This window comes from Streptomyces sp. NPDC001204, assembly GCF_053598035.1.
This window is the reverse complement of record NZ_JBSFJL010000028.1, coordinates 77,824-104,686: the sequence shown is the minus strand read 5'-3', so window position 1 is coordinate 104,686 and position 26,863 is coordinate 77,824. Positions and strand designations below refer to the sequence as shown.

Sequence of the window (26,863 nt, the reverse complement as noted above, 5' to 3'; positions counted from 1 at the left end):
ACGAAGGGGACCCCGGTTTCGGGGCCCCCTGGAGCGTAGGTGAGAGCTGCGGGTTGTTCAGCTGGTGCTGCCCATGGCGTCGGACAGCTTGCCGATCGCGGTGCGTACCTCTTCCTCGCTCGCTTCGGCGTAGACCTCCATCGTCATGGCGATCTGCGAGTGCCGCAGGATGCGCTGTGCCACCTTCGGGTGCACCTTCAACGCCACAAGGAGCGAGCTACAGGTGTGCCGTGTGTTTCGCAGCGGGATGACCCGGAGGCCGGCACGACGAGCCCGCAGAGCGAACATCCGGGTGAGATTGCCCGGCTCGATCGGCGTGCCGTACTTCGTGGTGAAGATCAGGTCATGGCTGCCCTGCCACAGCTCCCCGGCTGCCTTCCGGTCGCCGATCTGCTGCGCCCGACGCATCCGAAGCGCCTTGAGGCAGAGCGCCGGCAGCGGAAGGAAGTCGTCGGACTCCTCGGTCTTGGTCTCGCGGTGGAGGATCTGCCGCCCGGCTCGCTGGATCTGGTGATCCACGTAGATCTCGCCGGTCTCGAAGTCCACCGACTTCCAGGTGAGGCCCAGGACTTCACCCCGGCGCAGGCCGAGGCAGAGTACGAGCATCCAGGCTGCGAGGAGGTGATCGTCCCGAGCGGCACAGTCGGCGAGGAAGCGCCCGGCTTCGGCGACCGACCACGGCTTGATCCTCCGCCGCCGAGGCTTGGGGACCTTGACCAGAGAGGCCACGTTCTTGCCGATCTCCTCTTCAGCCACGGCGTGAGTGAGTGCCGCCCGGAGGGCATCACGGGCCGCCTGGACGACACGCCGCGAGGGGAAGGCCTCGCAGCACTCGCCGATAGCGCAGCAGCGCCGCTGTTCGGGGCGACGCTTCGCATCCTTGCCCTGGGCGCAGCACTGGCAGGTGGCGGCGAGCCTGTTGATCCACTCGCGCACATCCCGGACCGTGAGCTTGTCGATCCGCTTCGCACCGAGGTGAGGGTTGATGTAGAGCCGCACCGACCCCTCGTAGGAGACGTACGTCAGAGGCGCGAGATTCGGCTTCACGATCTCGTCGAGCCAGTACGCGAGGAACGCGGCGAGGGTGCGGTGCCGGGTCGCCACTGGCCCCTTCTTGGCTTCACCATGCAGCTTGATCCACTTGTCGTGAACCTCTTCGCGGGTCTTGCCGTAGACGTACTTGCGCTTGCGCTTGCCCTCCGGGGTGTCGACCCAGACGTATGCTGCGAAGCCGTTCTTGTACGGGTAGATCGAGCCCTCACCGTTGGCGCGCTTGCCGCTCATGCCGACACCGCCCCGGACTCGGCGGTAACGCGCTCGATGTACTCCTCGACCCACTCCGGCAGGATGCGCCGGTTGCGGCCGACCTTCACCGAGCGGATCTCTCCGGTGAGGACCAGCATCTTCGTCTTGGAGAGACCGAATCCCAGCATGGCGGCGACCTCTGCCGTGGTGTGCCACTTCGGTTGAATCATGGTCGTGGTCATGCTGCGCATTCCTCCCAGTTCAGTTGGTCTTGCAGTGCTTCGCGGGCGATCTCGCGGTTGAGTTGGATGTCCCGGCGGATGTTCGCGGCGAGCCAGGATTCGCCGGGGGTGTGGCCGTGGCCGGCGTAGGACCAGTGGGCGAGGGTGAGCGTGGTTGCTTCCTCGTCGTCGGGGTCGGGCAGGCCGAGGGCGGCGCGTTGCTGGGCGGCGCGGTAGTCGGCGCGGGTCTGGCGGAGGGCGCCGAGGGTGGTGGAGTAGCGGCGGGACTTGGTGGAGAAGTGGCCGCGGAAGCCGAGCATGTGAGCCCAGTCCCGTAACTTGCGGTCCGGGTAGAGCGCGTGCAGGTCGAGGCATGCGGCGATGAGCCGGGCTGGATGCTCGGGGACGCCGAGCAGGTCAAGGGCTTCTTTGTTGCCGATCCGGCGGTCCACGGTGCCGGTGGTCTCGGCGGCTTTGGTGGCGTACTTGGCGACGTAGGAGGCAACCGCCTGTTCGGTGATCTCTTCGCCGTGGCCGAAGGCGCCGATGGGCTGGACGTCGAGCTGGGTGCCCCAGCGCAGCGTGCGGGCCGGTTGGTCCCCGGCCGGGGGCACATCGACCGCGACGCGGGCAGCAGCGGCGCGGATGGCGTCGGTGAGCAGGTCAAGAGTGGCCCAGGCCGGCGGGGGGTCGTCGGGTCCCTCGGGTCCGTCGAAACGGATCACGGCATGGAAGTGGACGGCCCCGCGCTTTTGGTATTCGGCGACCTTGCCAAAGGAGACGCGGGACTGTTCGCGGGCGTCCTTCTGGGTCAGGCCGGCGCGGCGGGCGATCTCGCGGCGCAGGTAGATCGTGAAGTAGCGCCACAGCTCGGAGGCGTGGTTGTTCCACAGCACCGCGCCCGCGTAGTCGTAGGTGTCCGGGTCGAGCGGGGTGCCCAGTTCCGGGGCATCCTCGGCGTGGTGGGTGCCGCAGCGGCACGGCCGGTTGCCGGGCCGGTTGTGGACCGGGCCGAACGAGGGGGCGGTGAGGGTGGCGAACACGCGCGGGTGGTCGCGGATCGTCTCCGGGGTGCCCTTGTCGGGGTCGCCGACGAGGCCGGCGCGGATGAGGTGGTAGGTGTCGCCGGCGTAGGTCCAGGCGCAGGCGGGGCAGCGGGAGGCGCGGCGGTTGCCGCAGGCGACGCGGAGCACGCCGCCGGGTTCGGTGTCGGTCGAGTAGGAGTGCAGTACGTGCCCGGTGAGCTTGTCGCGGGTGACGGTGGAGCCTTGCAGGCGGATCGGGTCAGTGCAGCCGCCGGTACGGCGGATCTGGTCTTGGATGCGGTCGAAGCCGGTGGACCCGGCCAGCCTCAGCACGTCGGCGAGGGTGGCCGGGTCCAGGCCCGCCATGGTGGCGGCGGTCACGCGTTGTCCTCCTTGGGCGTGTGGCGGTCAATCCAGTCCTCGGCGCAGACCTTGTGGACGGGCTTGCCGCGGTCGGAGCGGAGGGGGGTGGGCTTGGTGCAGATCACGCACGGCTGGTCGCCGGTGTGGTCGAAGTGCTCGGGCGAGCGCCAGTCGAGGAGCGCCACGGCGGTCACCTCCCCGCACGTGCGAAGTCGGCGGCGGGGGCGGCGTGGCCGGTGCCCTTGCAGGTCGGGCAGGCGACTCGGAGGGTGGCGCGTGTGCCGTCCCGGTGGCGGGTGCCAGTGGTGATGGCGACGGTGGCGAAGCCGTCGCAGTCGCGGCAGACGCGCGTGTTCTGGGCGTGCTGGGGCATGATGAGGTCTCCCTTTCGGGTCCGTTGGATCTGGTAAGGGGTCCAGGCACCCGGAGCGGCGGAAACTTGGCGGTTGAGGCCGCTCCGGGGGCCGTCAGCGTCGACGGGTGCGGCGCTTGGAGTAGGCCGGCGGGATCGCGTCGTAGGACTCGCGGCCCCGGTCGAAAGAGTCGCGGTCCTTGTCGCTCATGCCGGAGGCGCCGATCTGCCGGTTGATGCGGTTGACGGCCTTGCGGTCGCCGTGGCGCTTAGCGATGGCGTACTCGCGGCCCAGTTCGGCCATCTCCGGGTTGGTCGAGGCGTCGTTGTTCTTACGGCCGAAGAAGCCCATGTCAGCGCTTCCTTTCCTGGCTGATGAGCGAGCGGACGACGAGGGCGCACACGGCCACCGAGGCGGCGGTGATGGCGACGGCGAGGAGCATGGAGACCAGGACCGCGCCGACGACGAGGACCACGGCCGTGCCGCCGCCGACGAGGGCGAGCGCGCTGCCCGGGGTGAGCTGGACGGTGGGCCGGGTCGAGGCCGGGACCACCGGAGCCGGGGCCGAGGCAGGGACCGGGGCCGGCGTGGTGGTGGCCGGGGGGTCGGTCACGGGCGCCGGGGCCGGGACCGCGGGGGCGGTGTCCGGGGGCGGGTACTTCGGGGTGAACACGGGATCTTCCTCCTGTCAGGCGTTGCAGCGGTGGGTACGGGCGGCGAGTTCGGCGGCCGACCGGTCGCGGTGCTCGGTGGAGAAGCCGCAGCCGGGAGCGGTGCAGGCGGCGGTGTGCCTGGTCTGGCCACGGCCGTTGTTGTAGGTGCCGACCTTGACCGGCCCGATCTGGATCACGTCGTAGAAGCGGTTCGGGCGCATCGGATCAACCTCCTTCGATGTCAGGTGAGCTGGAGCTGGGATGCGATCGCTTGGCAGGTCGGGACGGGCAAGCCGAGCCGGGCGGTGAGCGCGTCGGCGGTGATCGGCTGGCCCGTGGTGTTCCGGTGCGCGTCAGCGATCGAACGGGCATGGTCGAGCAGGGCCGGCGGCACCGCCGGACCAGTGGCGGGCGGCTTCGCCGGGGCCGGGGTCAGTTCCGCCGCAGGGGCGGAGACCGGGACCGGTTCGGGTGTGTCGGTGCGGTGCATCTCGACTTCCGGCGCCGCCGATTCCTCGTCCGGCTCCGGGGCCGGATCCGGGGTGGCCGGGGTGGGGGCGTGGACCAGGAGGGTTCCGCCGAGGAAGGCCAGGGCGGGCCATCCGGCGACGAGGATGCGCAGCCAGGCGGGCACGTTGTGCAGGTCGAGCATGCCGGCCGTGGCGATGTTGGCGCCGAGCGAGGCTGCCAGGGCGATGGCGAACCAGGTCCAGGCCGAGCGGTCCCGGCCGGCGCGCAGCCGACGCCAGGCGGCGACCAACAGCAGGTCGACCGAGACCGGATAGGCCCACGCCTTCCATCCGGACTGCCCGGCCGCCGCAGCCAGGTCGTGCAGGTGCGCGAAGGACAGGGCACCGGCGATCACGGCTTGGATGAGGACGGCATCGGGGCGGATCGAGCGGTTCACGGCGATCACTCCCCGTCCGCTGGCGCTTCGCCGGTTCCCAGGCAGTTCAGGCAGATCCCGGACTGTTTCCCGACCGAGCGGCGCTTGCGGCCGACGAGGACCGTGGTGGGAACCTCACCGCTGCCCTTGCAGTCGGGGCAGGCCGCCGGCTTGGGCTTGGCGTTCTTACGCGTGGCCATGGCAGGTCTCCCCCCTTCTAGTCGGTGACCGGCAGCGGCTTGACCAGGGACACGTCCGGCGCCGGGGCGTCGGCGGGCACGTGCGGGCGGAACGGGTCGAGGGCGGGGAAGTCCGGGACGAGGTGGGCGAACTCCCGGCACACCGCCATCGCCTCATCGCGGGAGGTGTGCGGGGTGCGGATCTTCGCCCAGCCCCCCGAGGAGTCGGCGGCAACCGCCGTTCCGGGCCGCTCCGCCGGGATCAGGGATGCAGCCACGACCGCGTCCGGCGCCACGTCGGCGAGCCCCATTTCGGCGGTCTGCTTGTCGTTGACCCGGTGCACGACGCGGCCGGTGAGCTGAGCGCGCAGCATGGTCGCGCCCTTGCCCAGCTCGGAGCCGAAGCGCTGCCCGCACACCTCCAGGTAGATCCCGACCGCGCGGGCCATCTGCGCCAGCCGGATCAACGCGGTGACGATCCGCTCCCGCCGCTCCTCATCCTTCTTGGAGGAGATCAGGAACAGTTCCGCCACCTCGTCCACCAGGACGACGACCGGCACCGGCCGTAACCCCGCGGGCAGCTCCCAGATGTCCGAGACGCCGTGCGAGCTGAGCAGGTCGAAGCGGGATTCCATCTCCGCGACCAGCACATCCAGCAGCGAGGCGGCATCGTCCGGCGTGGTGGCCAGGGCCGACAGCCGGGGCGCGTACGCCTTCTGTTCGACACCGCGCTTGCAGTCGATCCCGACCAGCGCGACCGGCAGCCGTGCCAAGCCGCTGATCAGGTTCCGTTGGTACACGGACTTGCCCGAGTTGTTCGCGCCGAGCGTCAGCGCCATGGGCACCTTGCGGTAGTCGCGGACGAACGCCGTCCCGTCCTCCCGCAGCGCCACCGGCACGGCCAGACCGTCAGGGCGTGCCCCACGGGGGAGCCGGACCCGGCGCAGTACGTCATAGCCGGTCATGCGCAGTTCGACGTATCCGGGCTTGGTCTCGGCAACGGTCACCGAGTGGACGCCCCAGGCGTGGCGCAGCCGCTCGGAGGCGGCCATCAGGTCGGCCGGCTCCAGACCGGCCGGGAGCCGCAGGGTCACCCGCAGCCCGGTCGACGTGCCCCGGACCCGGCGGACCTTCGGCGGGACCGGCAGCACCTCACGCCGTGCGACGTTCCGCGCGATGAACGCCCGCAGACGCGACGGCTGCACCGTCAACCCGCACACGTCCATCGTGGAGCGGTAGGTGATCGTGAACCGGCCCCAGGTGACCGGCAGTCCGACCAGCGACCAGTACACGCGCGGCGCGCGAACCTTCGCGTAGCCCAGACCGCCGGCCCCCGCGAGGGCGCCCGTGGCCTCCAGCCACATCGTCAGGTCGGTCATGGTCAGGCCGCCGAGGTGATCGCGACCGCGCGGAACGAGATCCCGTGGCGCTTCTGGCCGTTGAACTCGTTCTCCCAGTCACGGGCCTTGAGGCCGACGACCCGCACCGGCATCCCCGGCGCCAGGCCTTCCGGGTAACCGGTCTCCGGGATGGTGACCTGGTAGAGGTTCCCCTCCCCCTCGTCCGAGACCAGCAGGCCCACCGTCGACAGCGGCGCCCCGGTCTCCCGGTCCATCGCGCGCTCACCCGTCTTCGCGTTGGCCAGCTTCGGCGTCGGCGCGGTCGCCACGAACACCACAGCGGTCGAAACGTCGATCTTGAACGACGGCATTGCGTCTCCTAGGCAAGTCAGAGTTAGGCCCCTTGGACCCCTTGTTCAGCTTGTACCAACAAGCTGATACCTAGAGATTGCAGCACCGGGAGTGAGGCGTCAAGCACTTTGCGCTTGCCTGTACCAACAAGTTGAGCGAGTGCGTCATGATGGGGGGCATGAGCAAGCAGCCGAAGTATCAACAGGTGGCCGACGCACTGCGCCGAGAGATCGACAACGGCACCTACGGGCCTGGCTCCCGGCTCCCCTCGGAAGCCGAGCTGGCGACTCGCTTCGATGCTTCGCGAAACACCGTCCGCTCAGGACTGGGCGTGCTGGTCAGTCAGGGACTCATTGCGTCGAGCCAGGGTCTGGGCTACGAGGTACGGAAGCACGAGGTGTTCGAGTTGAACGCCTCCCGCTTCGAGAACCTGAATTTTCCGCAGAACGGCGACGCGTACTCGACGGACGTGGCGAACGCGGGACGGCGTCCGCATCAGACGTTCCGGGTCGAGGTGACCACCGCATCCGACTTCATTGCCGAGCGGCTCAAGGTGGACCCGGGAGCACGGGCGGTACTCCGGTTCTGCCATCGTTTCGTTGACGATGTGCCGTGGTCGACCCAGGCGACGTACTACCCGGACTGGCTTGTCCAGGACGCGCCCCGTCTCGCCGAGCCTGGCGACATTGACGAGGGAACGACTCGCTACCTGGCCGGCCTTGGCATCGAGCAGGTCGGGTACGCCGACGAGATCGCCACGCGCATGCCCACACCGGAAGAGGCCCGGTTGCTGGAGATCGGCCCGGGCATCCCTGTTCTGCTCTGGACCCGCACGGGCTACACCGCGGACCGGCCGGTGCGCTGCACGATCACGACCTTCCGCGGCGATCTCAACCGCATGAACTACGAGATCGGCGACCTGTCCGCCCGAGAGAACGAAGCCAAGTGAGAGTCACCACCGCCACCCCCGCCGACCTGGACCAGTTGTTGGCCTTCCGCGTCGAGGCCGCTGGTTGGATCAGCAAGTTGGGCAATGACCAGTGGAGCCGGCCGTACCCTGCGGAACGGCTCTTGGCCACCATCGAGGGCGGCACCGTCTTCATGCTGAGGGATGACGGAAGGACAGCCGGAACGATCACCCTCACGCCCGACGCGGAGGAGGGGTTGTGGTCAGATGAAGAACTTGCCGAACCTTCGATGTTCGTCAACAAGTTGACGATCTCCCGCGACTACGCAGGGCAGAACCTCGGAGGCAGGCTCTTGGACTGGGCCGGCGACCGAGCGCATCGAGCAGGCGCGCAATGGCTGCGCCTCGACGCGTGGACGACCAACGCGCGGCTTCAGCGGTACTACCTTGACCAAGGCTTCCAGTACGTGAGGACCGTCCTCGAAGGCAACGCCGTCAATGGCGGTCCGCGAGTCTCAGGCTGGGTTGCCCAACGTCCCACGCGGCTTGCCGATCACGGGTTCGCCGACGAGACGCCCAGCCCTGAGCCCCTGCACGCCTGAGCTGTTACAGATTTCTCTACCTCATCAAGCCCCGGCTGCGCTCCGCTCCGCCGGGCGCGCTTCCCGGCTCCGCTCCGCGCGCCGCTCCTGCCTTCGGCCCGCTTCGCGCGGGCTGCGCCGACGCGCGCCCAAATGTGGATAGGGCCGGTGGCCATGAGTCGAGCACTGTAGAAGGCCGTCAGCAGTCAAAGCATGCCTCCGGCGGGGGCGCTCAGGCTCCGAGATGGCGGGGGCGCCGTTCGCGAGTGCCGGCGGAGTGGTGGCGTGCGTGGGGAGCTCCCATCCCGCCTGCCATCGACCCAGGCAGAGCCGAGCAGACGCGGCCCAGGGCGTCAAGGTCGTTCGTACAGTGGCGCGCTCCACCTTGACGCCCTGAACCACGCCCGCTCCACGGTGTGTGGGCCGACGGCAGACGGGATGGGAGCTGGGGTGGGCAGTGGGCTGAGGCAGTGCTGTGAGACTGCGCTTGAGATTTCGGTCCAGGCATGTGCGACTGGTCCGGTCAGGGACCGAAAACCGGTTGCGCCGTGGTGAAAGATGAAGGACGTGGTCACCAAGGAACGCGCCGTGGAGCTGGTCGAGGCCCTGCTGTCGAGAGAGCGGCAGGAGTCGCCATGGATGGCACGGCTGCCCGAGCTCGCTGTCCTCGACGTGGAGGAGCACGCGCTCGGGTGGCTGGTCACCTGGCAGTCGGTTGAGTACATCCGCAGCCGCGATATCAAAAAGATGTTGGTGGGCAGCGGGCCCTACCTGGTGGACCGCCAGGATGGGAGCATCCACCACATCCCTGTCACCACATACGTCCACGAGGGCTGGGAGAAGCTCTATCTCCAGCAGGTCAGGGGCGTCCAACCACCCGATCCGCTGATCACGGCTGTCCAGGCACTCGTGCACTCCGACGGGACGATGGCCGCGATACGCCACCTACGGAAGCGGGCTCCCCGGTTGGGACCGCAGCAGGCGAAGGCCTATGTGATGGCCCTCCGGGACGGAAATGAACCTCCCGAGGAACTGGTCAGCCTCACCCGGAAGCCGGAGAAGTGTCCTCCCTTGCCCATCACCACACTGGCGGGCCCGGCTTGGTAGCGGTCTGGCAAAGGCGGGGCAGCCTTGTCAAGACCACGTGCAGTGGCTGACACCAGTGGCTGACACCAACAAGCACGAACAGCAGCGGTCGGCGCCGGACCTCAGTGGACGATCGACTGAGGCGCAGCGGCCGTTGGTCATCGTTGACAGACCCCCGCGATCGACCTGATAAGGATGAGGCCAGATCTCAAAGCCGGCATCCGGCACGGGCGGCGTCCTCGCTGGTGGACGGCGCCCATCGGCTTGACTCGGCCATTGACTCCGCCGCCCTCACGTTATCGTCCGTTGCAGGCCCTGGTAGAACACGCTTGTGACCTACAGATTCACTGCGAATATCGCCTACGGGTGGCACGAGCCAGGGCCAGACATCTATGCCCTGACTGCCGGAGTTGCCGAGTCAGAAGACGGAGAGAGCTTCGCGCTTGAGTTCCAGAGCTCCTTCGAGGAACCCGAGGCACAGGACATCCGTAACGGCTCCGACTCGTACTGCGTTGTCACCCCCGACCAGAACACCGCGTACGGATGTGTGCGCACGGTGGAGCTGGAAGGGGACATCCTTCGGGTCACGTTCGACCCCGATTCCCTGGAAGCCCTGTTCCTGGACGACCCGGTAGTCGAGGCAGTCCTACATGCACCGGCCGCGGACATAGCTCGCATGAGGGAGGCACTCACGCGCATCCTCACCTACGGCCGGCCGGACGCGCTCCCGATCGTAATCGGGGTCTAGTAGGACTGGGCGGACTACGAGCGTCGACTGCAGCGTGAGGCTCATGCCCAGAACGCGGCGGCGAAGCAAGCTGTACAGCAAGGAAGTACAGCAACCGCATCAACCAGCCTCGACCAGTAGCGCCTCCGAGGGGCCATGAAGCGGCCTGTATGACCGTCACCGACCGATCCACATAGAGCTACGGATCAGAAGGTTGCAGGTTCGAATCCTGCCGAGTGCACAGCAGACCAGAGGCCCTGTGGAGTGATCCACAGGGCCTCTGGCTTATGCCCTGACGGCAGCCTTTGACGGCAACCGCGGTTGGGAGCAGATTAGGGGTCCGGTTGATCTTGGCACTGCGGCCCTGATCTGCCTGACACGCCTGGCCGGGTGTCCTTCACCATGGACTGGACGGTGTTCCAGGAGTATCTGGAGACGCCGAGGCTCTTCGTGCTGCTGGGCGGCGACCGCGCGGCCGGAATCGCCGTACTGCCCAAGCAGGGCGCCGAGGACCCCGCGGACGTGGACCGGTTCCGGGCGATCTTGGACCGGAACCTGAAACGCCTCTGGGGCCTGTTCTGAGCTTCCCGTCGTCCGCCCGGAGGGCGTCGCGGCGCAGACGGGAAACTCAGAACAGCCCCCTAGTCCTTCGTCTCCCAGACGATCACCTTGGCCGTGCCGCCGGTGAGGACAGCACCCATGGCGGTGATCGTCAGGGCGGCGATGCGCCCGGTGCGCGTCCTGACGCACAGCACGCCCTCCTTCGTCGCCTGGGCCATGAAGTCCCCGTGGATGGCGAGCCGGTCGGCGCACTGCTGCCTGCTGGGCGTTCCGGGGCCGGGCCACGACGCCACGTTGGGACCGCATGTTTCGTGCGCTCGGGCTGCTGTCCGCAGGCATGGCAGGCCCAGCCCAGGGACGGGCGAGGGTGGGAGATGCCGGGATGGCCGGCGGAGGGGACGGTCCTACAAGGCGGAGTGGAGTGCCGTTGCCATGGGCAGGCCGATGCCGAGTCGAGTTTTGCCCAGCTCATAGATGACGAGAGGCCTCGGAGTGATCCGGGGTCTCTCGCGTTGCAAGGCCTGTTGGATGATGCGGGGGCAACGGTTGGCGGTCGCACGCCGTTTCAGGGGTACGCCCGTCGGCTGGGCGTAGGGGGGAGCAGGTGGTGTCGCAGGGGCGGGAGCGGTTTTTTCTCGACAGCAACGGCTGGAGGGTGTTTCAGCTCGTCATGGCTGTGTGGGGAGCTGCCAGTAGCAGCAGCGCGACGTGGGTGCGTGTGGGGTGGTCGGTGTTCGTGGTTTTGATCGCCGGGGACCTGGTGCGGGATCTGGTCAGGCGACGTGGGCAGCGCGGGGCCGGGGTCACCGACGTGCGTGACTGATCGTTCCCCGGCCGTGGAACCCCGCGCCCGGTCCTGAGCGGTCGGCCGGGCGCGCTCGTCCCCGGAGGCGTTGTCAGTGGGGGCCCGTACTCTCGCAAGGGATGACGCGGGTGTGGAAGTGCTCGGGGCTGCGGTGGTCGGCGGACGGTCCCGTGCTGGTGTGGGACGGCGGCCGGTCGAGCGCGCTGCCGTGGGGGAAACGGGTGGCCTTCGGGGTCGCGGAAGGGGGAGTGCGGACATGCGTGGGAGCGCGGGGGCACGTGTGTCCCGTCCGGGCGGCGGTGCCGGGGCGGAGCGCGGGGGCGCGGTGCGAGGAGTGCGCGCGGCTGGAACGGGCGCACTCCGTGGCCGCGGACACGATCGCCGACGACCCGCGGCCCTACCACGTATATCTGGCGTGGTTCGGGCCCGGCATGGTCAAGGCGGGGATCACGGCCGTGGAGCGGGGCTCCGCGCGGCTGCTTGAGCAGGGGGCCGTCTGCTTCAGCTGGCTGGGCGCGGGTCCGCTCATGGCGGCGCGCCGTACCGAGGAGTTGCTGCGCGCCGCGCTCGGGGTCCCGGACCGGATTCCGTACGCCGAGAAGCGCGCCGTACGGACCGCGCTTCCCGCGACCGAGGAAGAGCGGGCCGCCGAGATCGAGGCGATGCACGCGCGGGCGAGCGCGCTCGGTGGCTGGCCCGAGACGCTGGAGCGGGAGCCGTTCCGGCCTGTCGATCACGCCGGGATCTTCGGGCTGGCAGGTCTGCCGGCCGCCGTGGGCGAGGTGACCGAGCTTGTCGCGGGCGGGGTGGTGAGCGGTGAGCTGGTCGCGGCCGCCGGGCCCGATCTGCACCTGGCGGCCGGTGGCGGAGTCGTCGTGCTGGACACGCGGCTCATGGCCGGCTGGGGGCTGCGGCCTGTCCAGAGCGTGGGATTCACCGTGCCGGTAAGGGAGTTGCGGAACCGGGCGGGCGTACAGGACGGCCTGCAGGACGGGCTGTTCTGAAGCGTGCCGGCCGTCGAGGAAGTCCCTGGCTGCCGGACTTCCCGGGCCGACACAGCCGCGTCACGCGCCTCCCAGGCGTTTCCTGAGAACCGCCTGTGGGTTTCTCAGGGAAATCACAGATCCGTGAAAGTCTGCTCTCAGAGGCTCCCTGAAGGGTGTCCCCCATGACCACGACCTCGCCCCAGGGGCACACCGAACTGCTGAGGCCGGACGGGAGCCCCGTCCGGGTGCTTGTGGTGGACGACGAGCCGTCGATCACCGATCTGCTGTCCATGTCCCTGCGCTACGAGGGCTGGCAGATCCGCAGCGCGCAGGACGGGCACGGCGCCGCCCGGGCCGCGCGCGAGTTCAGGCCCGACGCCGTCGTCCTGGCCATGACGCTGCCCGACATGGACGGGCTCACCGTCCTGGGCCGACTGCGCCGCGAACTGCCCGGCGTGCCCGTCCTCTTCCTGACCGCCAAGGACGCCGCGGAGGACCGTATCGCCGGGCTGACCGCCGGCGGGGACGACTGCGTCACCAAGCCGTTCGGCGTGGAGGAGGTCGTGGCGCGGCTGCGCGGGCTGATCCGGCGCTCGGGTGCCGCCGACCGGCGTTCCGACTCCGTACTGGTGGTCGGCGACCTCTGCCTGGACGAGGACAGTCACGAGGTGTCGCGGGGAGGGGAGGACATCCACCTCACCGCCACCGAGTTCGAGCTGTTGCGCTTCCTGATGCGCAACCCGCGCCGCGTGCTCAGCAAGGCCCAGATTCTGGACCGCGTCTGGTCGTACGACTTCGGCGGGCAGGCCAACGTCGTCGAGCTGTACATCTCCTACCTGCGGCGGAAGATCGACGCCGGTCGTGAACCGATGATCCACACCCGGCGCGGGGCCGGTTACCTGATCAAGCCCGCGGGGTGAGGCGGCGCTCTCCGCGCCGCTGAGGTCCGGCCGCACTCTGCGCGCCGCGCGCCGCACGCGCCGCTGACGTCCGGCTTTCGCCGCGCGCCGCCGGCCGTCGCCGCGCGCTCGTACGCCGCATCGACAGCCCTATACGGTGTATAGCATGTCGACGACCTCGCCGGAGCAGACCTCCTCGCAGGCCGCCCAGGGTCACCCCCAGCGCTGGCTGATCCTCGGCGTCGTCTGCCTCGCCCAGCTCACCGTGCTGCTGGACAACACCGTTCTGAACGTCGCGATCCCGTCCCTCACCCGTGAGCTGCGCGCGGCCACCTCCGACATCCAGTGGATGATCAACGCGTACTCGCTCGTGCAGTCCGGACTGCTCCTGACCGCGGGCAGCGCCGCCGACCGGTACGGCCGCAAGAAGATGCTGGTGGCGGGGCTTGTCCTGTTCGGCATCGGTTCGCTGGCCGCCGCACTCGCCGACTCCACCGGACAGTTGATCGCCGCCCGCGCGGGCATGGGCGTCGGCGGGGCGCTGCTGCTGACCACCACGCTCGCCGTGGCGATGCAGATCTTCGCCCCGGCCGAGCATCCCAAGGCCATCGGCATCTGGAGCGCGGTCAACGCCCTCGGCTTCGCGATCGGCCCGCTGATCGGCGGCTTCATGCTGAACCACTTCTGGTGGGGGGCGATCTTCCTGATCAACCTGCCGGTCGCCGTACTGGGCCTGATCGCTGTTCTCGCCCTCGTCCCGGAGTCCAAGAACCCCCGAGGGGACCGGCCCGACCTGCTCGGCGCGCTGCTGTCCACGATCGGCATGACCTCGCTGGTGTACGCGATCATCTCGGGCCCGGCGCATGGCTGGACGTCGGCACGGGTGCTGGTCACGGCGACGGTGGCGGTGGTGGTGCTGGCCCTCTTCGCGTTCTACGAGAGCCGGATCCCGTACCCCATGCTCGACATGCACTTCTTCCGTGACCGCCGTTTCACGGGCGCGGTCGCCGGGGCGGTGCTGATCACCTTCGGCATGGGCGGCGCGCTCTTCCTGCTCACCCAGCACCTTCAGTTCGTCCTCGGCTACGGCCCCCTGGAGGCCGGTCTGCGCACCGCGCCGCTCGCCCTGTCGGTGGTGGCGCTGAACTTCACCGGACTCGCGGCCCGGTGGACGACGCGGCTCGGCACCCCGGTGGCGATCGGGCTGGGCATGGTGCTGATGTCCGGCGGGCTGGTGTCGATCGCCACGCTCGCCTCCGGCGGGTACGGCGGCACGCTCCTGGGCCTGCTGCTCATCGGCGCGGGCTGCGCGATCGCCAACCCGGCCATGGCCCACGCCATCATGAGCGCGATCCCGCCGGCCAAGGCGGGCGTCGGGGCGGGCATCAACGGCACGCTCGCGGAGTTCGGCAACGGACTGGGAGTGGCCGTCCTGGGGGCGGTGCTCAACTCCCGCTTCGCGGCGGTGTCTCTGCCGGTGGCCCTGGCCGCGGCGGGGTCGGCCGCCGAGAAGAAGCAGGTGACCGACGCGTTCTCCGCCGGACTGGAGACCAGTCAGCTGGTGGGAGCGGTGGCCGTGCTCCTCGGTGGCCTGCTGGCCGCCGCGTTGCTCCGCAGGGCTGAGCGGGCAGACTCGGGGATGGTGGTGGCCCACTAGTGCTGCGACCGGAAAGGCTTGCCGGGTAGCTGCCGGGCGAGCCGGTGAACCCTTCCGGTCACAGCACTGGCTCGGGCGGTACCGCCGCCGCGCGGTCGCGCGTTCGTCGTGGCCGGTCGCGCGCCGCGGCGACGTGCCTGCCGGGCACCGCCCCGTGCGTCTCCGGGCGCCCGGCACGACCGCCGGTTCAGGAGTTCGAGGAAGGTGCGCCATGGTGAAGGCAGCCCAGGGGGCCAAGGGCGCGGCGCGGACCAGCGTCTGGCTGGAGGGCAAGGCGCGCCGCGGCGGGCGCGGCGGGCAGCCGTCCGGTCTCGACCGGGAGCGGATCACCGAGGTCACGGTGCGGCTGCTGGACGCGGAGGGACTCGCGAAGTTCTCCATGCGCCGGCTCGCCGCCGAGCTGAACGTGACGGCGATGTCCGTGTACTGGTACGTCGACACCAAGGACGACCTGCTCGAACTCGCCCTCGACGCCGTCTTCGGCGAGCTGCGGCTGCCCGAACCGGACGAGGAGACGGACTGGCGCGACCAGTTGCGCCGGCTCGCCACCGAGTACCGGGCGCTGCTGGTGCGCCACCCCTGGCTGTCGCCGCTCGCCGGGACGTTCCTCAACATTGGCCCGAACTCGCTGGCCTTCTCGGGCACGGTGCAGCGGGTCATCCGCCGTACCGGGCTGCCCGAGCAGCGGCTGACCGGGGCGATCTCCGCCGTCTTCCAGTTCGTGTACGGCTACGGCACGATCGAGGGCCACTTCGTGGCCCGCTGCGCCGAGGCGGGCATGGCCCCGGACGACTACTTCCGGCACGCGATGAGCGCGGCCACCCGGGCCCCGGACGCCACCGAGGTGCTCCGGGAGTCCGCGATCCTCATGGCGGCCCGCGGCGGCGACACGGTCGAGGAGATGCTGGACCGCGACTTCGCCTTCGCCCTGGACCTGCTGGTCGCCGGTATCGAGGCGATGGTCGCCCGCGGCTGACTACTCGTCGCGCGGAGACAGCCGCGCCGGGAACCCGCCGGTCGCCACCGGCCCCCAGCGCCGCGGAGTGATCCGGATGATCGACTTGCCCTGCCTGACCATGGCCTCCCGGTACTCGTCCCAGTCCGGGTGCTCGCCCGCGATGTTGCGGTAGTACTCCACCAGCGGCTCCACGGAGTCCGGCGCGTCGAGGACCTCGGCGGTGCCGTCGATCTGCACCCACGGTCCGTTCCACTCGTCACTCAGCACGACGACGCCGACGCGTGCGTCCTTCTTGGCGTTGCGGGTCTTGGCCCGCTCCGGGTAGGTGGAGACCACGATCCGCCCGGAGTCGTCGACTCCGCAGGTCAGCGGTGAGGCCTGCGGGCTGCCGTCGGCCCGCCGGGTCAGCAGCAGGGCGCGGTGGCGGGGCCGTACGAAGTCCAGCAGTTGATCCAGCGAGACGCGGGTGTTGGTCGCGATGTCGGGTGCCATACGCGCAGCCTAGGCGCCGGTCGGGGCCCAAGGCCCTTCGTCGGCCGAGCCCGTCGCGTGTCCTGCGCCCGGCTCGCTCAGGCGAGGGCGCCGCTCAGGCCGTCGTGCACGGGCACGTCACGGCGGACCCCGGTGACCTCCAGGACGCGGTACGGGACCCCGTCCGGCCTCGCCACCACCCGGAGCAGCACTCCAGGGGGCAGCCCGTGCCGTACGTCCTCGACGAGGCGGGCGCCCTGGGAGTCCATGAAGCGGGTGTGGGTGAGGTCCAGGACCAGCACGTCCAGCCGGCCCGCGCGGGCCGCGGCGAAGGCCAGGAGGCCGGCGCGCAGGGCCGGGGCGTTGGACAGGTCGATCTCCGGGGGCAGGACGAGCAGGAAGCGGCCGGGGTGGTCGCGCACCCGGCAGGGGCTCGGGAAGTGGGTCACCGCACTCACCTGGTAGAAGGCAGAGGTCCATCCGGTCTCGAAAGGCCGCTTCCTGACCCGTCCGCCTCCATTGCACCATTCCCGCGCGCCGGTTCACAGGGGCTGGGGCCGACCGTCAACCAGGCGGAACCTGCTGGGAAGGACGAGATAAAGTTCTGTTCGTCCTGTGCTCGCAGTCGGGAATGTGCTGCGGAGCTCTCCTGCGCATGGCCGTATGGCCGTGCATGCCGAAGAGGTTCGTGGTGCCTGCGTCCGACTTTTCTGAATTGCCCCGTTTTCCGGGGGATCTCGAGCTGGCCGAAGCGCTGACGACGGCGGCTCGGCACCTGCACGACACGGTCACCCCGCACAGCACCATGCGAGCCGCCGTAGGGCTCGCCGTGCGCCTGCTGCCGGGCGCCGAGCACGCGGGCATCTCGGTGATGGAGCGCGGCAGCGGCCGCCGCACGGTCGCCTGGACCGACGAACTCGTGCGCACCGCCGAGGGATCCGGTGACGGTGACGCGGGCGGCCCGTCACCGTACTGGGACCACCTGTGGCACGCGCCCGTCGTGCACCTGACGGACAGTCAGACCGAGGGCGGCGGCGTGTCGCTGGCCGGCCTGGGGCTGCGTTCGGCGCTCGCGTTGCGGCTGCGCGCCGACAAGCGGCGGCTGACCGTGCTCACCGTCTACGCCCGCAAGCCGGACGTCTTCGACGACGCCGCGACGCGCGTCGGACGGCTGTTCACCGCGCACGTCAGCCTCGCCCTGGACTCGGTGACCGTGCGCGAGCAGCTCACCGAGGCGATGCGCACCAGGGACCTCATCGGTCAGGCCACCGGCATCCTCATGGAGCGGCTGAACATCGACGCGGCGGAGGCCTTCGACAGCCTGGTCCGCGCCTCGCAGCGGGAGAACGTCAAGCTGCGCGACCTCGCCCGCCGCATCATCGATGCGAACAACGCCACATGAGCGACGGGGTGTTGATCGGCGTCCGGGGGGCGCCAGTGCCGCGTCCGGTGCGGGGGGTGGGGGTCCTCCTGCTCGAAGAGCCCGGGGAAGCGTGCCGGGCGTCGCGACGGGGCGAACGCCGTCCGCCGGGGCACTGGCAACCGCATGAGCGCCGAGACGACCCCCTGACCCGCTGGAGCAGGCGCTCGTGCGCAGCGGCGGTCCCGACACGCTGCCGCGTGCCCTGACCGGCCGCGCGGTCGAGGACGTGCCCGGCGCCGCCGCGGGCAGCGTCACCGTCCGCCGCGACGGCCGGCTGCCGACCCTGACGGGCGGCGGCGAGGGCGCCAGTCCGCCGCCTGCGGACTGGCGCCCTCTGCCTGCCCAGCGGCCTGGACCTGCGTGTCAGTACGAGGACGGCGTCGGCCCGTGCGTCACCGCGGCCGAGATCGGCGCCGAGCAGTACTCCCCGATCTGGCCGCCGAGACCCGCCGGCCCGCGTACGCGCCGTACGCGCTGTCCGGCGGGGTCGGTCGGAGCCGGTCAGGGCCCGTCGGCGTCCGGCGCGTACGGGCGCTCCCGCTCGTCGTGACCGGCGAGGCGGGCGCCGCGATCGACGGTCCGGTGCCGGCCCGCCCTGAACGCGCCGGGCTCCACGCCGCAGAACGACATGCGCACGTCGCCGCCGTCCCGCAGCGTCATCGACCAGGCGATCGGCGTCCTGACGGCCCGGGAACGGGGCGAAGTCGGCCAGGCGGGGTCGACGGCGTCCGCGGCGCGGGCGGCGAAGGCGCGGGTCTCCCGCGTCACGGACCCGGGGCCGCCCCCGTCCGGCGGCCGATGGGGCACGCCGCGGGTCCGGTGGACTATGCCGCGGGGAGCACGGTGCCCTGGACCGCCTGGATGTCCAGCTCGACCCTCAGAGTGGTGCCGATGGCCGCGATACCGGCCTGGACGACCTGGTTGTAGTTCATGGCGAAGTCCTCCCGGCGCAGCTCTGTCGTCGCCCGGAAGGCGGCGCGGGTGCCGCCCCAGGGGTCGGCGCCGGTGCCGAGGTAGGCCAGGTTGAGGTCGACCGGGCGGACCACGCCGCGCATGCCCAGTTCGCCGTGGACGGTCCAGCGGTCCGGGCCGGCGGCGGTCACACCGGTGGAGCGGTACGTGATCCGCGGGTGCCGCTCCACGTCCAGGAAGTCCTGGGACCTCAGATGGCCGTCGCGCATGCCGTTGCCGGTGTCGATGGAGTCGGCGCGGATGACCGCCTCCACACGGGACTTGGTGACGTCGTCGGGGGCGATCTCGACGGTGCCGGCGAAGTCCGTGAACCGGCCGTGCACGCTGGAGATCCCCAGGTGCTGGGCGACCGCGGCGACCGAGGAGTGCGCCGGGTCGATGGTCCACGGTCCCGGCGGGGGCAGCTCCGCGCCGCCCTGCCGTGCCAGCGTCACCGTGCCGACCTCGGCCCGGCCGCTCGCGGTGACGATCGCGCTGGAGGCGGCGGGCGCGTACCCGACCGCCGTGACGATCACCGTGTACGCGCCCGGTCCCAGCACCGTCGTGTCCCGTACGGCGCCCTCCGCGTCGGCCTCGGCCCGCAGCACCTGCGTGCCCGTCATGTCGGTCATCGTGACGACCGCGTGCGACACGGCCCATCCGTCGCGGGTGCGGATCCTCGCGGTCAGTCCCATCCCGTTCTCTCCCTGCACAGCCTTGCAAAATGGTCGGAAAGCGACCGGCCCGCGGCACGGCGCGGCTCCCCTCGGAGCGCGTCCCGCCACGGGCCGGACCGAGACCCGGGACCTTGCCCGGGCCTCATGGGCACCCTGGCCCGGGGTTACTCGCCGGGGTGGGCGAGCTCGATGTCGTGGTCGTCGACACCGCGGCCCGTGACCGTCAGGGCGGTCGCCACGGGCGGGTAGCCCGTCGCGATGACGGTGTAGTCACCGCTGTTCAGGTCGGTGAAGGCGTACGCCCCGTCCGCGCCGGTGGTGGACGTGCCGACCACGTTGCCCGCCGCGTCGACCAGGGTCACCCGGGCGTCCGCGAGGGGACCGTGCGGAGCGCGGACCACGCCCTGGAGCTGCGCCCCGGCCTCCAGGTCGATCTCGACCCGGGTCACCCCGGTGCCGCCCACCTCGACCGGCAGCGCCCGCGGCCGGTACCCGGCGGCGTTCACCGCGACGGTCACCGCGCCCGGCACCAGCTCGGCGAAGGAGAACTCGCCGCTCTCCCCGGTGGTCCCGGTGGCCAGCAGATCGCCGCGCACATCGGTGACGATCACCATCGCGTCCTTGACCGGCAGCCCGGACCCGGCGGCCCGGACCACACCGTTCAGCCCGCTGGTGCCGCTGAGCAGGATGTCGTACGCCACCGGCTCGCCGTTGACGACCACCGTGGACGCCTGCGGCTGGAAGCCGTCGGCGGAGGCGATCAGGACGTACGAGCCCGCGCCCGGCGCGTCCACCGTGTAGGCGCCGTCGGCCTGCGCGACCGACCGGCCCAGCTGGCGGCCCGCCAGCGAGATCAGCGTGACCGCGGCCTGCGGCACCGGCGCGCTCTCGGCGCCCCGGACGAAGCCGTGCACCGGAATCCCGCCGCCGGCACCGGCGCCCGGCGCACCGGGCGCCGCAGTGGCGACCGCAGCCAGCCGCTGCGTGCCCTCGGGACCGGTCCCGGCCCCCTCGGCGGGGGAGGCGGCCAACGCCCAGCTGGGCACCCGCTCCCCGGCGGAGCCGTCCGCGGCCTCGGCGACGACGGGGGCGGCGGCCGGGTCCACCGGCGCGGACTCGGCGTCGTCGGCCTGCGCCAGCGCGCCCTTGGTCCGCAGCGGGACCTCCTTGATGAACAGGGTGATCAGGAAGGCCACCGCCGCCAGCGCGGCGGCGATCAGGAAGATGTCGGCGATGCCGTGCCCGTAGGCGCTCTCCATGACCGTGCGCAGCGGCTTGGGCAGCGCGTTCATGTCCGGGATGGTGTCGCTCGTGCCGGAGGCGGACATGGCGGCCGCGTACTTCGGGCTGAGGTCGGCCAGGCCGTCCTTGACGTAGTCGGTGATCCGGTGGGCCATCACGGCGCCGAGCGCGGAGACGCCGACCGCACCGCCGAGGGAACGGAAGAAGGTGACCGTGGAGCTGGCCGAGCCGAGGTCGCTCGGAGAGACCTGGTTCTGCGTGCACAGCACCAGGTTCTGCATCATCATGCCGATGCCGAGACCCAGCAGGGCCATGAAGACGGCCGTCTTCCAGTACTCCGTGTCGTAGCGGATGGTGCCGAGCAGGCCGAGCCCCGCCGTCACCAGCACGCCACCGCTGACCAGCCAGCCCTTCCACCGGCCGGTACGGGTGATGAACTGTCCGGAGACGGTGGAGGAGACGAACAGACCGCCGATCATCGGGATGGTCATGACGCCCGACATCGTCGGGGACTTGTCCCGGGCCAGCTGGAAGTACTGGCTGAAGAACACGGTGCCGCTGAACATCGCGATACCGACGAACAGGGAGGCCAGCGACGCCAGCGTGATGGTGCGGTTGCGGAACAGCCGCAGCGGGATGATCGGCTGGCTCGCCTTGGACTCGACGAGCACGAAGAGCAGACCGAGGACGATCGAACCGGCGACCATCGCGTACGTCTGCCAGGACAGCCAGGCGTACTTGTCACCGGCGAAGGTGACCCAGATCAGCAGCAGCGAAACGGCGGCGGAGATCAGGGACGCGCCGCCCCAGTCGACCTTGACCTCGCGCTTCACCACGGGCAGGTGCAGGGTCTTCTGCAGGACGATCAGCGCGATGACCGCGAAGGGCACGCCGACGTAGAAGCACCAGCGCCAGCCCAGCCAGGAGGTGTCGGTGATGACACCGCCGAGCAGCGGGCCGCCGACGGTGGCCACGGCGAAGGTGGCGCCGAGGTAGCCGGAGTAACGGCCGCGCTCCCGCGGCGAGATCATCGCGGCCATGACGATCTGGGCGAGGGCGGACAGACCGCCGGTGCCTATGCCCTGCACCACGCGGCAGGCGATCAGCATGGCCGGGTTCTGGGACAGGCCCGCGCAGGCCGACGCCAGGACGAAGATGACGAGCGCTATCTGGACGAGCGCCTTCTTGCTGTAGAGGTCGGCGAGCTTGCCCCACAGGGGAGTGGCCGCGGTCATCGACAGCAGGGCGGCCGTGACCACCCAGGTGTAGGCGGACTGGCCGCCGCCGAGGTCGCCGATGATGTGCGGCAGCGCGTTGGAGACGATCGTGGACGACAGGATCGCCACGAACATGCCGAGCAGCAGCCCGGAGAGCGCCTCCATGATCTGCCGGTGGGTCATCGGAGCGCTGCCGGGGGAGCCTCCTCCGTGCTTGGCGTGGGCCCGCACACCGGCTGGTGTGGTCGTTGCCATGGGCTTCCTTTTTCTTACGTGCTTGCGGGTGTACGGGTGGTCTTGGGGGCAACGGGTGCGGGGATCCGGGCCGGAGCGGAACGGCAGTCGCCGAAGCTGGCGCGCAGGCGTGTCATCAGCCGGATCAGCTGGCCGACCTCGTCGTCGGTCCAGTCGCTCAGCCGCTCGCTGAGCAGGCGGGTGCTCCGCCGGGTCAGCTCGTCGAGCTGGTCCAGCCCGGCGGGCGTCAGGCGCAGGATGCGCGAACGCTTGTCCGCGGGGTCGTGGATCCGCTCGATCCAGCCGCGTGCGGCGACGTGCGCGACGTGCCGGCTGGTCACCGACATGTCCACGGAGAGCAGCTCGGCGAGCTTGCTCATGCGCATGTCCCCGTGGCGGCCGAGCAGGGTCAGCACGGCGGCCGAGCCGGCCGGGCAGTCGGGCGGCAGGATCCGCCCCATGTCCCGTTTCACGGCTCCGACGGCACTGAGCTGACGCGCAAGCTCTTCGTACTGCGCCTGCTCGGCCATCACACCTCCCGAATTCGTTGCTCAGGGCAACCGTAGAGGTGGTTGGTTGCCACAGGCAAACAAATGGGGTCCCGGCGGCGCAAAAACATGGCAAAGGCAAGTATTGGCGAATGTAAACCCGCAGGTGAACTGTCGTCCGCTGTCCCGGGGCCACGGTGTGACGCAGCCGGCACCCGGCCACCCGTCGGAGATCCCTGCCGAGTGACGTGCCGGGCGGGGTGCCAGGTGGGATCCCAGGTGGGATGCCAAATGGGTCGCAGGGCCCCCCGCTTGGGCGGCGGCAGCGTTTTCGCTAGGGTCTCGGGCCATGGCTAACACCCAGGGCCCGCAGGGCAACTACGACCCCGCCGGCAGCACCCAGATGTTCCGCGCGTTCGTCGACGACGCGCCTCCTCAGAGCGCGCAGCAGCAGGCCTCCTCCGGCCCGCGTGTCGGACTGATCGTCGCCGTCGTCGTTGCGGTGGCGGTCGTCGCGGCCGTCGCCTGGCTCGCGCTCAAGTAGGGCGAACCGCCCTTTCGGTACGAACCACCCTTCCCGGCTTCCCGTCTCCGTCCACCGGCACCAGCCGCCCCCTCTCCCCCGTCGGCTCCTTCTCCGCCGGCCCCGCCGCCCCCGCGCGCGGCCGGGAAACGGCTCCCGGACATACGACGGCCGCCGACGCGCCCGAAGGGCGCCTCGGCGGCCAGGAGTCGACGTCACCACGGCAGCGCGCCGTGATGTCCGACGCCCCGTCGAGCGACAGGCGCCGGACCCTGCGGATCAGTCGCTGATGAGCCCCTCCCGCAGCTGTGCCAGCGTCCGGGTCAGCAGCCGGGAGACGTGCATCTGCGAGATGCCGACCTCCTCGCCGATCTGCGACTGGGTCATGTTGGCGAAGAAGCGGAGCATGATGATCCGCCGCTCCCGGGGCGGCAGCTTGGCCAGCAGCGGCTTGAGCGACTCGCGGTACTCCACGCCCTCCAGCGCCGTGTCCTCGTAGCCGAGGCGGTCGGCCAGGGAGCCCTCGCCGCCGTCGTCCTCGGGAGTCGGGGAGTCCAGCGAGGAGGCGGTGTAGGCGTTGCCGACCGCGAGGCCGTCGACGACGTCCTCCTCCGACACGCCCAGCACGGCGGCCAGTTCCGTGACGGTCGGGGAGCGGTCGAGCTTCTGCGAGAGCTCGTCGCTGGCCTTGGTGAGCGCCAGCCGCAGCTCCTGAAGGCGCCTGGGCACCCGCACCGACCACGAGGTGTCGCGGAAGAAGCGCTTGATCTCGCCCACGACCGTCGGCATCGCGAAGGTCGGGAACTCCACGCCCCGCTCGCAGTCGAAGCGGTCGATCGCCTTGATCAGGCCGATGGTGCCGACCTGGACGATGTCCTCCATCGGCTCGTTGCGCGAGCGGAAGCGGGCCGCCGCGTAACGGACCAGCGGGAGGTTCAGCTCGATCAGGGTGTCCCGGACGTAGACGCGCTCGGGACTGTCCTCGTCGAGTGCGGCGAGCCGCAGGAACAGGGAGCGGGACAGAGTGCGGGTGTCGATGATCTCCGAGGCCGGCAAGGCCGACGCGGCCGGAACAGCCGGGGCGGGAGCGGCCTCGAGGGCCGCCACGTCGTCGAGGGCGTCGAGCGGCTCGAGCGCCGGGGAGGGCGTCTCGCTCTTCGTGAGCGTCAGCACCTTGGAGCTGCCCTGGTCTGCGGACATGCCACCCCCTCTGGGTCGCGGGACGGTCGCGGCCACGCTCTCTGACGAGGAGAACGCAGCCCTCACCTGAATACCGGAGCCGAAGCCACGGCAAACGCGCTTCCCGCAGAATGTCACATGTCGGCAACGCGCTGTAGGGACTTGTCGACAAGTCAGAACCGAATCGGCCCTGGAAAAAAGGGGTCTGACGGCTTTTCTGCTTGAAGATGTCGGGAAGTGCCCTGATGGGTGATTCGCTCTTCCCGGTTACGCGTCGATCCTGTTTGCGGATCGCAATCGCTGGAAGCTACGGGCGAGTAGCCGGGACACGTGCATCTGGGACACGCCGAGTTCCGCACTGATCTGCGACTGGGTCAGATTGCTGTAGTAGCGCAGCAACAGGATCCGCTGTTCCCGTTCGGGAAGCTGGACGAGGAGGTGGCGGACCAGGTCGCGGTGCTCGACGCCGTCCAGGGCCGGGTCCTCGTAGCCGAGCCGGTCCAGCAGCCCGGGCAGCCCGTCGCCCTCCTGGGCCGCCTCCAGGGAGGTCGCGTGGTACGAGCGTCCGGCCTCGATGCAGGACAGCACCTCCTCCTCGGTGATGCGCAGCCGCTCGGCGATCTCGGCGGTCGTGGGGGAGCGGCCGAAGGCGGTCGTCAGGTCCTCGGTCGCGCTGTTGACCTGCACCCACAACTCGTGCAGCCGGCGCGGGACGTGGACCGTGCGGACGTTGTCGCGGAAGTAGCGCTTGATCTCGCCGACGACCGTCGGCATGGCGAAGGTCGGGAACTGCACGCCCCGGTCCGGGTCGAAGCGGTCGATGGCGTTGATGAGCCCGATGGTGCCGACCTGGACGACGTCCTCCATCGGCTCGTTGCGGGAGCGGAAGCGGGCGGCCGCGTAGCGCACGAGCGGCAGGTTCGCCTCGATGAGCGCCCCGCGCACGCGGGAGTGCTCGGACGTGCCGGGTTCGAGCTCCTTCAACTGGCTGAAGAGCACCTGGGTGAGGGCCCGGGTGTCGGCACCGCGCCGCTTCTCCGGAGCCGGAGCCGGAGCCGGAGCCGGATCCGAGGCCGGATCCGGAGCGGGAGTCGCGGTCGGAGCCGGGGCCGCCGTGGTCGAGGCCGTGGCCGTGGTGGTGGCCGGTGCCGGGGCCGGGGCGGGATCCTGGGGCGGCGCAGTCTTGGCCGACACGGTCAACGCCACCTCTTCATCGATCAACTCATCCGTCAAAAGCGGTCATAGCATCACAAGACAGGTGCATCGTGTTCAAGCACCGCATATGCACGTGTTGAGGGATGAAATAGGGCATAAGACGTCGAGAAGCCCCGCACCGTTCCGATGCGGGGCCGAGCGTGCATCCGTACGGCCGTACGGCTGAGAAGTGTTGGGCCGTCAGAACTCGTAGTCGGCGATCACCCACGTGGCGAACTCGCGCCACTTGGCGACGCCCGCCTGGTGGGCCGGGTGCTCCAGGTACCGGCGCAGCGCGCCGGTGTCCTCGACCGCCGAGTTGATCGCGAAGTCGTAGGCGATGGGTCGGTCGCTGACGTTCCAGCCGCACTCCCAGAAGCGCAGGTCCTCGATCTGCCCGCCGAGGGCGCGGAAGGCCTCGACGCCCGCCACGACGCGCGGGTCGTCCCGCTCGACGCCTTCGTCGAGCTTGAAGAGGACCAGGTGGCGGATCATCATTTTCCTCCGTTGGCGGCCCACGTCATGAATTCGCCTATGGCCTTGGCGGCGTCCGAGATGCCCTCGAACCCTATCTCGACGTAGCCCGCGGCCCCCTTCGGGTCCGTGATGATCACGTACAGCACGAAGACCACGACCACATAGACGACGATCCTCTTGGCGTTCATCGCCATCGCGGCCTCCCCCTGTCGGTGATTTCCCGGTCGCCGAGTTGCCTGTAGTCGGTACCGTCCGGGCCGAGCGCTGTAGATGATCGCACAAAGGGCCCCGTCCTGACGGACGGGGCCCTTCTGAAGCGGTAGCGGAGGGATTTGAACCCTCGGTGACTTGCGCCACACTCGCTTTCGAGGCGAGCTCCTTCGGCCGCTCGGACACGCTACCGAGGGAGACCTTACAGCACACCGGGCCGTGCTTCGAAATCCGTTTCCGTCCCGCCCCGGGCGGCCCGGGTTCAGCGGCCGCGGAAGAAGTCGGTCAGCAGCGCGGCGCACTCCTCGGCGAGCACGCCCTCGATCACCTCGGGCCGATGGTTGAGCCGCCGGTCCCGTACGACGTCCCACAGGGAGCCGGCGGCGCCGGCCTTCTCGTCGCGGGCGCCGTAGACCACCCGGTCCACCCGGGACAGCACGATCGCTCCGGCGCACATCGTGCACGGCTCCAGCGTGACCACCAGGGTGCAGCCAGACAGCCGCCACTGCCCGGTCCTCGCGGCCGCCCGCCGGATGGCGAGCACCTCCGCGTGGGCGGTCGGGTCGCCGGTGGCCTCCCGCTCGTTGTGGCCGACGCCGAGCACGGTCGTGCCGTCGGCGGACAGCACGACCGCGCCCACGGGCACGTCCCCGCCCGGGACGGCCCGCCCGGCCTCGTCCAGGGCGAGCCGCATCGCGGCCCGCCAGCGGTCGCGCACCGGGTCCGGGGCCCCGGCCGGGGTCGGCGTCCGGTTCGTGTTCGGCATCCCGCTCATGCCGGACGGTCCGTCCGGG

35 protein-coding genes and 1 tRNA gene are annotated in these 26,863 nt (G+C 70.4%); 11 read left to right on the top strand and 25 right to left on the bottom strand.

Going from position 1 to position 26,863, the window contains the following annotated elements; all coding sequences use genetic code 11:
• Positions 1 to 57: 57 nt before the first annotated feature.
• The 12 genes from ACWC91_RS30825 to ACWC91_RS30770 form a co-directional block, all read right to left on the bottom strand.
• Entirely contained in the window at positions 58 to 1,284 is a 1,227-nt protein-coding gene (locus ACWC91_RS30825; protein WP_390840520.1) for a site-specific integrase, read from the bottom strand.
• Positions 1,281 to 1,487: an excisionase family DNA-binding protein gene (locus ACWC91_RS30820; protein ID WP_390840519.1), complete on the bottom strand. Its 207-nt coding sequence runs from the start codon at positions 1,485 to 1,487 to the stop codon at positions 1,281 to 1,283. The genes ACWC91_RS30825 and ACWC91_RS30820 overlap by 4 nt, the downstream gene beginning before the upstream one ends.
• Positions 1,484 to 2,857 (bottom strand): replication initiator protein RepSA, encoded by a 1,374-nt coding sequence (gene repSA, locus ACWC91_RS30815; protein ID WP_384175044.1) that lies wholly within the window; start codon positions 2,855 to 2,857, stop codon positions 1,484 to 1,486. The genes ACWC91_RS30820 and repSA overlap by 4 nt, the downstream gene beginning before the upstream one ends.
• An 11-nt stretch (positions 2,858 to 2,868) precedes the next feature.
• A complete protein-coding gene (locus tag ACWC91_RS30810) occupies positions 2,869 to 3,039 on the bottom strand; it encodes a hypothetical protein (RefSeq protein ID WP_384174149.1) in 171 nt (56 codons plus the stop codon).
• Positions 3,040 to 3,044: 5 nt separating this feature from the next.
• Positions 3,045 to 3,227, bottom strand: a complete 183-nt coding sequence (locus tag ACWC91_RS30805; protein ID WP_450642292.1) for a hypothetical protein — start codon at positions 3,225 to 3,227, stop codon at positions 3,045 to 3,047.
• Positions 3,228 to 3,321: 94 nt separating this feature from the next.
• A complete protein-coding gene (locus ACWC91_RS30800) occupies positions 3,322 to 3,558 on the bottom strand; it encodes a hypothetical protein (protein ID WP_384174143.1) in 237 nt (78 codons plus the stop codon).
• 1 nt (position 3,559) lies between these two features.
• Positions 3,560 to 3,880 (bottom strand): SpdD protein, encoded by a 321-nt coding sequence (locus ACWC91_RS30795; RefSeq protein WP_384174140.1) that lies wholly within the window; start codon positions 3,878 to 3,880, stop codon positions 3,560 to 3,562.
• A 15-nt stretch (positions 3,881 to 3,895) separates the two neighbouring features.
• Positions 3,896 to 4,081 carry a mobile element transfer protein gene (locus ACWC91_RS30790; protein WP_384174137.1) on the bottom strand — a complete coding sequence of 62 codons (186 nt, stop codon included), beginning with the start codon at positions 4,079 to 4,081 and terminating at the stop codon, positions 3,896 to 3,898.
• 20 nt (positions 4,082 to 4,101) lie between these two features.
• Positions 4,102 to 4,767, bottom strand: a complete 666-nt coding sequence (locus ACWC91_RS30785; RefSeq protein WP_384174134.1) for a DUF2637 domain-containing protein — start codon at positions 4,765 to 4,767, stop codon at positions 4,102 to 4,104.
• A 5-nt stretch (positions 4,768 to 4,772) separates the two neighbouring features.
• Positions 4,773 to 4,946 carry a hypothetical protein gene (locus ACWC91_RS30780; protein WP_384174131.1) on the bottom strand — a complete coding sequence of 58 codons (174 nt, stop codon included), beginning with the start codon at positions 4,944 to 4,946 and terminating at the stop codon, positions 4,773 to 4,775.
• Between the two features lie 17 nt (positions 4,947 to 4,963).
• Positions 4,964 to 6,304: an FtsK/SpoIIIE domain-containing protein gene (locus tag ACWC91_RS30775; RefSeq protein WP_450642290.1), complete on the bottom strand. Its 1,341-nt coding sequence runs from the start codon at positions 6,302 to 6,304 to the stop codon at positions 4,964 to 4,966.
• 2 nt (positions 6,305 to 6,306) lie between these two features.
• Positions 6,307 to 6,636, bottom strand: a complete 330-nt coding sequence (locus ACWC91_RS30770) for an SCO3933 family regulatory protein (protein ID WP_281157121.1) — start codon at positions 6,634 to 6,636, stop codon at positions 6,307 to 6,309.
• 158 nt (positions 6,637 to 6,794) lie between these two features.
• Between ACWC91_RS30770 and ACWC91_RS30765 the strand changes: the two genes are divergently transcribed.
• The 5 genes from ACWC91_RS30765 (at position 6,795) to ACWC91_RS30745 (ending at position 10,499) form a co-directional block, all read left to right on the top strand.
• A complete protein-coding gene (locus tag ACWC91_RS30765; protein ID WP_384174125.1) occupies positions 6,795 to 7,565 on the top strand; it encodes a GntR family transcriptional regulator in 771 nt (256 codons plus the stop codon).
• On the top strand, positions 7,562 to 8,125 hold the full coding sequence (locus tag ACWC91_RS30760) for a GNAT family N-acetyltransferase (RefSeq protein WP_384174122.1): 564 nt from the start codon (positions 7,562 to 7,564) through the stop codon (positions 8,123 to 8,125). Before ACWC91_RS30765 ends, ACWC91_RS30760 begins: the two co-directional genes overlap by 4 nt.
• A gap of 537 nt (positions 8,126 to 8,662) precedes the next feature.
• The gene (locus ACWC91_RS30755) at positions 8,663 to 9,211 is read left to right on the top strand and encodes a YrhB domain-containing protein (RefSeq protein WP_281157123.1); all 549 of its coding nucleotides are present in this window, start codon (positions 8,663 to 8,665) and stop codon (positions 9,209 to 9,211) included.
• A gap of 310 nt (positions 9,212 to 9,521) precedes the next feature.
• Positions 9,522 to 9,938, top strand: a complete 417-nt coding sequence (locus ACWC91_RS30750; RefSeq protein ID WP_450642289.1) for an Imm10 family immunity protein — start codon at positions 9,522 to 9,524, stop codon at positions 9,936 to 9,938.
• A 369-nt stretch (positions 9,939 to 10,307) separates the two neighbouring features.
• A complete protein-coding gene (locus tag ACWC91_RS30745) occupies positions 10,308 to 10,499 on the top strand; it encodes a YcxB family protein (RefSeq protein ID WP_450642288.1) in 192 nt (63 codons plus the stop codon).
• A 59-nt stretch (positions 10,500 to 10,558) separates the two neighbouring features.
• On the opposite strand, the gene ACWC91_RS30740 is transcribed toward ACWC91_RS30745, so the two are convergent.
• A complete protein-coding gene (locus ACWC91_RS30740; RefSeq protein ID WP_225076372.1) occupies positions 10,559 to 10,771 on the bottom strand; it encodes a hypothetical protein in 213 nt (70 codons plus the stop codon).
• A gap of 631 nt (positions 10,772 to 11,402) precedes the next feature.
• On the opposite strand from ACWC91_RS30740, the gene ACWC91_RS30735 reads away from it, so the two are divergent.
• From ACWC91_RS30735 to ACWC91_RS30720, 4 genes are all read left to right on the top strand, one after another.
• On the top strand, positions 11,403 to 12,287 hold the full coding sequence (locus ACWC91_RS30735) for a DUF2797 domain-containing protein (RefSeq protein WP_225076371.1): 885 nt from the start codon (positions 11,403 to 11,405) through the stop codon (positions 12,285 to 12,287).
• Between the two features lie 164 nt (positions 12,288 to 12,451).
• A complete protein-coding gene (locus ACWC91_RS30730; protein WP_281157126.1) occupies positions 12,452 to 13,189 on the top strand; it encodes a response regulator transcription factor in 738 nt (245 codons plus the stop codon).
• 145 nt (positions 13,190 to 13,334) lie between these two features.
• Positions 13,335 to 14,825, top strand: a complete 1,491-nt coding sequence (locus ACWC91_RS30725; protein ID WP_450642287.1) for an MFS transporter — start codon at positions 13,335 to 13,337, stop codon at positions 14,823 to 14,825.
• A 211-nt stretch (positions 14,826 to 15,036) separates the two neighbouring features.
• Positions 15,037 to 15,801, top strand: a complete 765-nt coding sequence (locus ACWC91_RS30720; RefSeq protein ID WP_450642285.1) for a TetR/AcrR family transcriptional regulator — start codon at positions 15,037 to 15,039, stop codon at positions 15,799 to 15,801.
• Here ACWC91_RS30720 and ACWC91_RS30715 read toward each other — a convergent pair whose 3' ends face one another.
• Positions 15,802 to 16,275 carry a PPOX class F420-dependent oxidoreductase gene (locus tag ACWC91_RS30715; RefSeq protein ID WP_225076368.1) on the bottom strand — a complete coding sequence of 158 codons (474 nt, stop codon included), beginning with the start codon at positions 16,273 to 16,275 and terminating at the stop codon, positions 15,802 to 15,804.
• A gap of 77 nt (positions 16,276 to 16,352) precedes the next feature.
• Complete coding sequence (locus ACWC91_RS30710; protein ID WP_225076367.1) at positions 16,353 to 16,703, bottom strand: STAS domain-containing protein; 351 nt, start codon at positions 16,701 to 16,703, stop codon at positions 16,353 to 16,355.
• Positions 16,704 to 16,927: 224 nt separating this feature from the next.
• On the opposite strand from ACWC91_RS30710, the gene ACWC91_RS30705 reads away from it, so the two are divergent.
• Complete coding sequence (locus ACWC91_RS30705) at positions 16,928 to 17,656, top strand: GAF and ANTAR domain-containing protein (protein WP_450642298.1); 729 nt, start codon at positions 16,928 to 16,930, stop codon at positions 17,654 to 17,656.
• A 522-nt stretch (positions 17,657 to 18,178) separates the two neighbouring features.
• Here ACWC91_RS30705 and ACWC91_RS30700 read toward each other — a convergent pair.
• From ACWC91_RS30700 to ACWC91_RS30685, 4 genes are all read right to left on the bottom strand, one after another.
• Entirely contained in the window at positions 18,179 to 18,445 is a 267-nt protein-coding gene (locus tag ACWC91_RS30700; protein ID WP_225076366.1) for a hypothetical protein, read from the bottom strand.
• A gap of 56 nt (positions 18,446 to 18,501) precedes the next feature.
• Positions 18,502 to 19,323: a YceI family protein gene (locus tag ACWC91_RS30695; RefSeq protein WP_225076365.1), complete on the bottom strand. Its 822-nt coding sequence runs from the start codon at positions 19,321 to 19,323 to the stop codon at positions 18,502 to 18,504.
• A gap of 146 nt (positions 19,324 to 19,469) precedes the next feature.
• Complete coding sequence (locus tag ACWC91_RS30690; protein WP_450726118.1) at positions 19,470 to 22,019, bottom strand: MFS transporter; 2,550 nt, start codon at positions 22,017 to 22,019, stop codon at positions 19,470 to 19,472.
• 14 nt (positions 22,020 to 22,033) lie between these two features.
• A complete protein-coding gene (locus ACWC91_RS30685) occupies positions 22,034 to 22,528 on the bottom strand; it encodes a MarR family winged helix-turn-helix transcriptional regulator (protein ID WP_225076363.1) in 495 nt (164 codons plus the stop codon).
• Between the two features lie 307 nt (positions 22,529 to 22,835).
• On the opposite strand from ACWC91_RS30685, the gene ACWC91_RS30680 reads away from it, so the two are divergent.
• The gene (locus ACWC91_RS30680) at positions 22,836 to 23,030 is read left to right on the top strand and encodes a hypothetical protein (RefSeq protein WP_225076362.1); all 195 of its coding nucleotides are present in this window, start codon (positions 22,836 to 22,838) and stop codon (positions 23,028 to 23,030) included.
• A 258-nt stretch (positions 23,031 to 23,288) separates the two neighbouring features.
• Here the strand turns inward: ACWC91_RS30680 and ACWC91_RS30675 are convergent, their stop codons facing one another.
• The 6 genes from ACWC91_RS30675 to tadA form a co-directional block, all read right to left on the bottom strand.
• Positions 23,289 to 24,209: an RNA polymerase sigma factor SigF gene (locus ACWC91_RS30675; RefSeq protein WP_141359967.1), complete on the bottom strand. Its 921-nt coding sequence runs from the start codon at positions 24,207 to 24,209 to the stop codon at positions 23,289 to 23,291.
• Positions 24,210 to 24,455: 246 nt separating this feature from the next.
• Positions 24,456 to 25,382: an RNA polymerase sigma factor SigF gene (locus ACWC91_RS30670; protein ID WP_450642280.1), complete on the bottom strand. Its 927-nt coding sequence runs from the start codon at positions 25,380 to 25,382 to the stop codon at positions 24,456 to 24,458.
• A gap of 201 nt (positions 25,383 to 25,583) precedes the next feature.
• Positions 25,584 to 25,877, bottom strand: coding sequence for a Dabb family protein (locus ACWC91_RS30665; protein ID WP_225076547.1), 294 nt, complete (start codon positions 25,875 to 25,877; stop codon positions 25,584 to 25,586).
• On the bottom strand, positions 25,877 to 26,053 hold the full coding sequence (locus tag ACWC91_RS30660; RefSeq protein WP_141359968.1) for a hypothetical protein: 177 nt from the start codon (positions 26,051 to 26,053) through the stop codon (positions 25,877 to 25,879). The genes ACWC91_RS30665 and ACWC91_RS30660 overlap by 1 nt, the downstream gene beginning before the upstream one ends.
• A gap of 123 nt (positions 26,054 to 26,176) precedes the next feature.
• Positions 26,177 to 26,261 (bottom strand) — tRNA-Ser (locus ACWC91_RS30655).
• A 70-nt stretch (positions 26,262 to 26,331) separates the two neighbouring features.
• Positions 26,332 to 26,835 (bottom strand): tRNA adenosine(34) deaminase TadA, encoded by a 504-nt coding sequence (gene tadA, locus ACWC91_RS30650; RefSeq protein ID WP_450642297.1) that lies wholly within the window; start codon positions 26,833 to 26,835, stop codon positions 26,332 to 26,334.
• Between the last annotated feature and the right edge of the window lie 28 nt (positions 26,836 to 26,863).